The organism is Alkalibacterium sp. (assembly GCF_046484155.1).
Taxonomy (GTDB): Bacteria; Bacillota; Bacilli; order Lactobacillales; family Carnobacteriaceae_A; genus Alkalibacterium.
On record NZ_JAWOBT010000068.1, the window covers coordinates 1 to 4,829 of the forward strand.

At 37.6% G+C, this 4,829-nt stretch carries 4 protein-coding genes and 1 pseudogene; all 5 read left to right on the plus strand.

Going from position 1 to position 4,829, the window contains the following annotated elements:
• Window positions 1–130 (plus strand): annotated as a pseudogene (locus tag R6U02_RS05165) (class II aldolase/adducin family protein); the annotation flags it as partial.
• A gap of 199 nt (window positions 131–329) precedes the next feature.
• Window positions 330–1,445 (plus strand): DgaE family pyridoxal phosphate-dependent ammonia lyase, encoded by a 1,116-nt coding sequence (locus tag R6U02_RS05170; RefSeq protein WP_410262570.1) that lies wholly within the window; start codon window positions 330–332, stop codon window positions 1,443–1,445.
• A gap of 271 nt (window positions 1,446–1,716) precedes the next feature.
• The gene (locus tag R6U02_RS05175) at window positions 1,717–1,863 is read left to right on the plus strand and encodes a hypothetical protein (RefSeq protein WP_410262571.1); all 147 of its coding nucleotides are present in this window, start codon (window positions 1,717–1,719) and stop codon (window positions 1,861–1,863) included.
• 133 nt (window positions 1,864–1,996) lie between these two features.
• Window positions 1,997–2,620 carry a class I SAM-dependent DNA methyltransferase gene (locus R6U02_RS05180; protein WP_410262572.1) on the plus strand — a complete coding sequence of 208 codons (624 nt, stop codon included), beginning with the start codon at window positions 1,997–1,999 and terminating at the stop codon, window positions 2,618–2,620.
• A gap of 507 nt (window positions 2,621–3,127) precedes the next feature.
• Entirely contained in the window at window positions 3,128–4,510 is a 1,383-nt protein-coding gene (locus R6U02_RS05185; RefSeq protein ID WP_410262573.1) for a short-chain fatty acid transporter, read from the plus strand.
• The last annotated feature ends 319 nt before the right edge of the window (window positions 4,511–4,829 follow it).

Below are 4,829 nucleotides of genomic sequence, written 5' to 3' on the forward strand. Positions count from 1 at the left end.
TGATGATATGGTGGTTGTTGATATGGAGGGCAGGATTGTTGAGGGGAAGTTGCAACCTTCGTCAGACACCCTCACTCATACTGTTCTTTACCGGAATTTTGATGGCATTGGCGGGATTGTCCATACAAATGATTGATTCTTCTGTGGAAGAGGCTGTAGATGCAATAGTGAATACAGCTAAGCAGAGTGTCCTGGTGTGGTCTCAAAGTGATGAAGCAGAGTACTCTGAAGAAGAAGAGTTTTAGACATACTCTAATATGTTTGATGGAAAGCTAGGGTCTCCCCTAGCTTTTTTTTTAAATTTTTTTCTTTTTAAGGAGGACGCTAGAATGTATAACGCACATGATAAATTTAAATTAAAAAAAGTGATAAATGCAAATGGGAAAATGACGATTTTAGGTGCCTCAATATATGCCAGTGAAGCAATTGAAGCTCAAGTTTTTGGTGGAGAACATTTTTTTGAAATGGATGAATTACATAACAATATCGGCCGATACCTTGAAGAACTATTGCATGTAGAGGCGCTATGTATCGTATCCTCTGCGTCTGCTGGCATCAGTCAATCTGTTGCCGGCGTGATCGGCCAAGGGGATGCCTATCATATGAAAAATCCTTATTCAAAAAAAATCAGCGCAAGAGACATCATCATCCCGAAAGGTCATAATATCCATTATGGTGCGCCTATTCAGACAATGATCGAGATGGGTGGAGGAAACGTTATAGAGGCGGGGTATTCAAATCTTTGTGATAAAGACATGGTAGAGGAATTGATCAGCGATGATACAGCTGCACTCTTTTACGTGAAGAGTCATCACTGCGTCCAGAAAGGTATCTTGTCAGCGGAGCAAATGATCGAATTGGCACGCGAGCATCAACTGCCACTCGTCGTGGATGCGGCAGCAGAAGGAGATCTGAAAAGATTAGTAGATGCCGGGGCCGATCTGGTTATTTATAGCGGTTCAAAAGCTATTTCCGGGCCCACCTCAGGAATCGTCATAGGAAAAGAGAACTATGTGAAATGGGTCAAGCTCCAATCTCAAGGGATCGGACGGGCAATGAAGATAGGAAAAGAAAATATATTAGGGATCGCAGAAGCCATAGAAGTATATTTAGCGGATAAAGCTGATACGCTGGACGAAATGAGCAGAAAAGCAGACCCTTTTATACTTAAATTGAATTCTATACCCGATATAGTAGCGTCAGAGATTCAAGATGACGCAAAAAGACCTATTCTTAGAGTTAAACTTGAGATGAATGAGAACGGTAATTGTTCTCTATCGAGTTTAGTTAGTGAGTTAAGGGCAGGAGACCCAGCCATTTATACGAGAAACTATCATCTGAACGAGGGCTACATAGAGATCGATAGTAGGGATTTAAATGAGGATGAAAAGGACGAGATCTATTCAAAAATACTTGAGTATATGAGTAATGGCTGCGGCAAATAAAATTTGGTTACACGCCGCGTGATATTGTCCTTGTTGAAAAAAATCAGGAATTTCCAACTAACAAGACAATGTTGGGACACCAGCGAAAGAGGTATTCAGAAGGATCATCCAGTGATAGCAGATCTTATCTGTGAAAAAGATCGGAATTTAGTCTTTAACTCTAAACACGTTCCCAATATTCGCCTAGTAAGTGCGGTGAATATGGGGAACGTGTTTGATTTTTTGTTCAATTGAAGCGGGAGAGTGTTTTTTACGCCGATCACTAAGACTCATGAAACACAATGTTGTAACAGAGGTGTCGACGACCCTGATAGATGCAGTGAGTGGAAAAAACAGTGATTTCTCGCGAGGAGTTCTCAATCAAGTCAAACATGCACATGATGTTATAATTAACGGAGGGAAAATGAAAGACGACTAATGCAGACATAATAGCCCAAGCAAATAATTTACGAAAAGATTGAAAGGTGTAATCATTTTTTGAATTAATTGGCTATCATTTACTCGTTTAGTGTAGAAGTGATTTGAATTCTCTTTTGGAGGTTGATGTTGATATGACTACAGATGATATATACGGACAAAATGTCGACGATTATGAAACTTGGTTTATGGAAAACGATCTGACTTTCAGATCTGAGGTTAACGCTGTGCAACAACTTCTGCCCGATGAAACAACAAATGGAATAGAGCTAGGAGTGGGCACTGGTCTTTTTGCAGAACAGCTTGGGATCAAATTTGGTTTAGAACCTTCGTTGAAAATGGCTGAAAAGGCAAAAGAACGTGGAGTCCAGGTAACCCCGGCCTTCATTGAAAACATGCCTTTTGAGGATAATAGTTTTCCTTTCGCACTAATGGTTACGGTGGATTGTTGTCTAGATGATCTCGCTGTGGCCTTTCGGGAAGTTCATAGGATAGTGGAGAATGACGGCTTTCTTATCATTGCATTTATTGATAGAGATACACCGCTAGGCGAGATATATCAGGAGAACAAATCAAAAAGCATTTTCTATCAAGATGCGAATTTCAACAGTAGAGACGAGATAAGGAGTGCGTTGAAAGATGTCGGTTTTAGCATAATTGATGAAAAGCAGACCGTGTTTTCTAGCGAAAATATGTATCATGAAATAAAAGCTGGATTAGGAGAAGGCTTGTTTGCCGTAATCAAAGCGAAGAAATAAGCTGAGGTGTTGGAGGAAAAAATAGGGAATGAAAATCCAAGTTGATCTGCTGATTTTTCAATCAGTGCTTACAACTAGATCTTTCGAAAAGAATTAAATCGTTTTTAATTTCAAAACTGTTAATTCTTTTACCAAGAGCAGGTTGTGAAATGTATAACTTTTATGCAGCTTGAGTAATATTAAAATTATTTTCAACGATTGCTACAAAATATTCTATCTTTCTGATGTCCAATTAAAATCTTTTGTCATGATAGAGGTAAAAGGGCATAGAAAATAATTACTAATGACCTATAATTTTCATTAGAAGAGTAGACTTTTAGATCTTATTTGAATATATGAGTCGCATTATAAGAGTGAATGATGCGTGCCATAACTACTGGTTATTCACTGTATAAGAGTTTGGTATTTCACTAAATATGAAAGCGGTGTTATTATAAGTATGTGAAATAATTATAAAACGATTTAACGGTTACTTGATAATAAAAAAAATTAATAAGGGGAATTATTATGTTTAAAAAAATAACAAAAGTTTCAGTTGCTTTAGTTAAAAAATATCTACCTAGTGCCTTTGTTTTTGCTATAGCCCTTACTGTAATAGCTTATATAACTTCTATGTTAGTAACCGGACAATCTTTTATGGAAATGACTGTACATTGGGGAGATGGCTTTTGGTCATTATTAGCATTTACAATGCAAATGGCATTAGTACTTATATTGGGTAATGCTCTTGCAAGTGCTGAAATAATAACAAATTTCCTTAAACGAATAGCTCGAATAGCTAAAACACCAAGGCAAGCAATTATGCTGATCTCTGTTGTAGGAGCAGTGGCATGCTGGATAAATTGGGGATTTGGATTAATCGTAGGTGCATTACTTGCTCGGGAAATTGCTAAAGTCGTCAAAGGTGTTGACTATCGTTTGTTGATTGCTTCAGCTTACTCAGGTTTCGTTATTTGGCATGCTGGATTCAGTGGGTCAGTACCATTAACTGTGGCTACAAATGCTGTTGCTAACGAAGCTCAAACCTTGGGTGCGTTAACTGGAGTTATTCCTGTAGCAGAAACTATTTTTGCTCTACCAAACTTAATTATGGTAGCAATAGTAATAATTGCCCTACCTTTTATTAATAGAGCAATGCATCCCGCACCTGAAGATACAGTGACTATTGATCCAGCAATATTAGAAGCGCATTATGCTGACACTGATACTACTGATACTCAAGTTGTACATAAAGCAGATATGACTCCAGCTGAAAAACTTGATAATAGCAGATGGTTAAGTTTGTTTGTTGTTTTGATTGCATCTTTATATTTGATATATCATTTTTGGAATAATGGTTTAGACTTGAATTTAAATATCGTTAACTTAATCTTTTTAACATTAGGAATCTTGCTTCACCAAACACCAATTAAATACGTTGATGCAATTAATGAAGCCGTAAAAGGTGCAGGTGGCATAATATTACAGTTTCCTTTTTATGCAGGGATTATGGGCTTACTTATAGGCGCTAATGCTGATGGAGTAAGTTTAGCTGGCTCTATTACAACGTGGTTTTTAAGCATATCAAATGCATATACTTTCCCTATGTTTACGTTCTGGTCGTCTGGGCTAGTAAATATTTTTGTTCCTTCTGGTGGAGGGCAATGGGCTGTACAGGCACCAATAGCTATGCCAGCCGGTTTAGAATTAGGAGTTGATCCTGCAATTACTACAATGGCAATAGCATGGGGAGATGGATGGACAAATATGATTCAACCTTTCTGGGCACTTCCTGCACTTGCAATTGCCAAGTTAGATGCTAAAGATATTATGGGATTTTGTGTAATGGTTCTATTAGTTGTTGGATTTATTATATCACTAGGGTTTTTAGTTTGGGCTTATATAGGTTAGTATATTGGTAGCTTGAACTTGGTTTGATTTTATTAAAATGGAGTATACTAATTTTCTGAACTAGGTTATGTATTACTCGTTCAATTAGTGTAGTGTAAACAGATAGACCGGAGTCTTGTTCTATAAAACAAGACTCCGGTCTATCTGTTTCATATTTAGCAGTATAAATTATAATTGAATGTAAATAGTATTCAAGTCAAGGGCAGGTTGAATGCACTAAGAGAGATTGTTCTTTATAAGGGGCGTTAGCGAGAAAACCTCTGGTTTCAACCGGGGGATGAATCGCGTCTCGAACGCCCGCTATTGAATTCCTTTAATT

Bases quoted from the DNA above. Each gene is read 5' to 3' on its own strand.
- R6U02_RS05170 (WP_410262570.1), top strand. From the start codon at position 330: ATGTATAACGCACATGATAAATTTAAATTAAAAAAAGTGATAAATGCA.
- R6U02_RS05175 (WP_410262571.1), top strand. From the start codon at position 1,717: ATGAAACACAATGTTGTAACAGAGGTGTCGACGACCCTGATAGATGCA.
- R6U02_RS05180 (WP_410262572.1), top strand. From the start codon at position 1,997: ATGACTACAGATGATATATACGGACAAAATGTCGACGATTATGAAACT.
- R6U02_RS05185 (WP_410262573.1), top strand. From the start codon at position 3,128: ATGTTTAAAAAAATAACAAAAGTTTCAGTTGCTTTAGTTAAAAAATAT.